This is a genomic window from Mucilaginibacter sp., from assembly GCF_028287845.1.
Classification (GTDB): domain Bacteria; phylum Bacteroidota; class Bacteroidia; order Sphingobacteriales; family Sphingobacteriaceae; genus Mucilaginibacter.
This window is the reverse complement of sequence record NZ_JAQBOW010000021.1, coordinates 1-3,081: the sequence shown is the minus strand read 5'-3', so window position 1 is coordinate 3,081 and position 3,081 is coordinate 1. Positions and strand designations below refer to the sequence as shown.

Genomic DNA, 3,081 nt, shown 5'->3' with positions numbered 1-3,081 from the left:
AAACTCAATACAACCCTTTACCTTCTTCCTGATAATGAAGAATTATATATTTCTTCAGTTACACTTTATGAGCTTTATATGGGTGCAACTACTAAGGAAAAAGAGGACGATGTGCGTGCTTTAACTGACGATCTCACGGTACTTCCTTTTACAGATACCATAGCTTTTAAAGCAGCCCAACTTTATCATCAACTCAAACAAAAGAATAAGATGATTGAATTTAGAGACATCTTTATTGCTGCAACATGTATAGTTAATGAAATTCCATTGATTACCTTAAATAAAAAACATTTCAAAAGAATGGAAGAGATACATCTTCTGTAATTCTGGTCGGGGTTGCGTAATTTTATTTAGCCTGTATTTAAACAAAAATCATCTGGATTTTGGATATTTGAAGACATATTTATACGCTGATTCAACTCAATTATAATGCAAGTACTTAACGCCAGTTACTGGATCGATCGTTTAAAACTGCAGCCTCATCCTGAAGGTGGTTATTATACGGAAGTTTTCCGCTCGCAGCAGGCGGTAGTAAGAGCAACCGAAACTACTATAAAACAAGCCTGTACCTCTATTTACTACTTACTGGAAGGAACTGATTTTTCGGGCTTCCATCGTATCGCTTCTGATGAAATATGGTATTTTCATAAAGGCATGCCGCTGCTCATTCATGTTATTGATCAGGAAGGCCAATACACCGCCTATGAATTAGCTGATAATGATACTGGCAATTTATCAGTTGTTGTGCCTGCAGGTTCATGGTTTGCAGCCGCCATCCCGTTGAGCAGCGGATTTACACTGGTTAGCTGCGTGGTTGCCCCGGGATTTGATTTCAATGAGTTTGAAATGGCCAAAAAACATGAATTAATTGCGCAATACCCTCAACATAAAGTTTTATTAGACCAATTGTGCCGACAGTAATGGCACAGGGTTCGTGTTTGGCTGAATCAACGGATAATTACATCGACATGTTACAATCATCAGAACACTAAAGGTTAATTAGCGTTTATTCCTATATCTTTAACCTTGATGAAAGCAGTAGTGATTACCCAGCCGGGCCCGCCTGAAGTTTTACAGGTAGCGGAAAGGCCACAACCCGAATATGCCCCGAATGAAGTATTGGTAAAAGTTGCCGCGGCCGGTATAAACCGACCAGATGTATCCCAGCGCAAGGGTAATTACCCCCCTCCTGCCGGTGCCCCAACCGAGATACCCGGCCTGGAAGTTGCAGGCATTATCGCCCAGGTTGGCGCCAATGTTACCCGGTGGAAAGTAGGAGATAAAGTTTGCGCCCTGGTATGGGGCGGCGGCTATGCGAATTACTGTAATGTGCCCGAAGGGCAGTGCCTCCCCCTGCCGGATAACCTTACCTTTATTGAAGCCGCATCGTTGCCCGAAACTTATTTTACCGTGTGGAGCAATGTATTTGACCGTGGCGGTTTAAAGCCCGGCGAAAGTCTGCTGGTTCATGGCGGCAGCAGCGGGATAGGCGTGGCGGCTATACAAATGGCAAAGGCTATGGGCAGCACGGTTTATGTAACCGCAGGCTCTGACGAAAAATGCAGCTTTTGTGAAAGCCTGGGCGCCGCAAAAGCCATTAACTATAAAACCGAAAATTTTACCGACCGCATAAAGGAGCTAACCAACAACCAAGGCGTTAATGTAATTTTAGATATGATAGGCGGCGATTATACTCCCGGTAATTTGCAGTCGTTAGCTGATGATGGAAGATTAGTGATGATCAATATGATGAACGGGAAGGATGTGGCGATTGACCTGTCGGTGGTTATGCGTAAACGGTTAGTCATAACCGGCTCAATGCTGCGGTCAAGGGATATTGACTTTAAAAGCGCAATTGCGCGTAGCCTGGAAAAATATATATGGCCGTTTTTTGAATCCGGCGAAATAAAGACCATTGTACATGATATATTCCCGGCTGAAAAAGCGGCGGAAGCGCACAGGCTTATGGAAAGCAGCATGCATATAGGTAAAATTGTATTAAGGTTTGAGGGTTTGTAGCGGCGCAACATATTGCGCTTCAATTATATTACCTGCTAAACAAACGCAAGATATGGCGCCGCTGCGATAGTGAAAAATAAGTTAAAAAAATCTTATGGTAAATATTTTAATATTAGGACGGAAATCTTAACTTTGCGCCCTGAAATAGCGGATAGAATTTTCACCTATTTTTTTTAAATTCTTAAAAATATACCAGGTTATATATGCCAAACATTGGAAAAATTTCCCGGATCATCGGTCCGGTTGTGGATGTCAGCTTCGCTGACAATGCTCAGCTTCCTAAAATTTATAATGCGTTAGAAATCACTAAAGAAAATGGTCAAAAGATCATTTTAGAAGTTCAGCAGCACTTGGGTGAAGACCGTGTTCGTACGGTTTCCATGGATTCAACTGATGGATTATTGCGCGGAATGGATGTTCTTGATCTTGAATCAGCAATTAAAATGCCTGTCGGCGATGATATTAAAGGTAGGGTATTTAACGTAGTGGGCGATGCTATTGATGGTATCCCTAACTTAGATAAAACAAATGGCCGCCCTATACACGCCAACCCTCCCCGTTTTGAAGATCTTTCTACCGAGGCCGAGATATTGTTTACCGGTATTAAAGTTATCGACTTGTTAGAGCCTTATGTAAAAGGTGGTAAAATTGGATTGTTTGGTGGTGCCGGTGTTGGTAAAACCGTATTGATACAAGAGCTGATTAACAACATCGCGAAAGCGTATGATGGTTTATCGGTATTTGCAGGTGTTGGCGAGCGTACACGTGAAGGTAATGACCTTTTGCGCGAAATGCTTGAATCGGGCATTATAAAATATGGTGACGCATTTATGCATTCAATGGAAGAAGGTGGATGGGATTTGAGCAAAATTGATGCAGAAGCATTAAAAGACTCAAAAGCAACCTTCGTTTTCGGACAAATGAACGAGCCCCCAGGTGCACGTGCACGTGTGGCGCTTTCCGGATTAACTATTGCCGAGTATTTCCGCGATGGTGATGCTGATGGCAAGGGTCGTGATATATTATTCTTTATTGATAACATCTTCCGCTTTACACAAGCCG

The 3,081-nt window shown here is 42.5% G+C and carries 3 protein-coding genes and 1 pseudogene; all 4 read left to right on the top strand.

The features are described 5' to 3' along the window. On the top strand, positions 1-324 hold a 324-nt coding region (locus JWP71_RS01790), incomplete at its 5' end, for a type II toxin-antitoxin system VapC family toxin (RefSeq protein ID WP_299496432.1). A gap of 105 nt (positions 325-429) precedes the next feature. Further along, complete coding sequence (locus JWP71_RS01785) at positions 430-921, top strand: cupin domain-containing protein (protein WP_299496430.1); 492 nt, start codon at positions 430-432, stop codon at positions 919-921. Between the two features lie 108 nt (positions 922-1,029). After that, a complete protein-coding gene (locus JWP71_RS01780; RefSeq protein ID WP_299496428.1) occupies positions 1,030-2,019 on the top strand; it encodes an NAD(P)H-quinone oxidoreductase in 990 nt (329 codons plus the stop codon). A 203-nt stretch (positions 2,020-2,222) separates the two neighbouring features. Then, positions 2,223-3,081: pseudogene (locus JWP71_RS01775) on the top strand (F0F1 ATP synthase subunit beta); the annotation flags it as partial.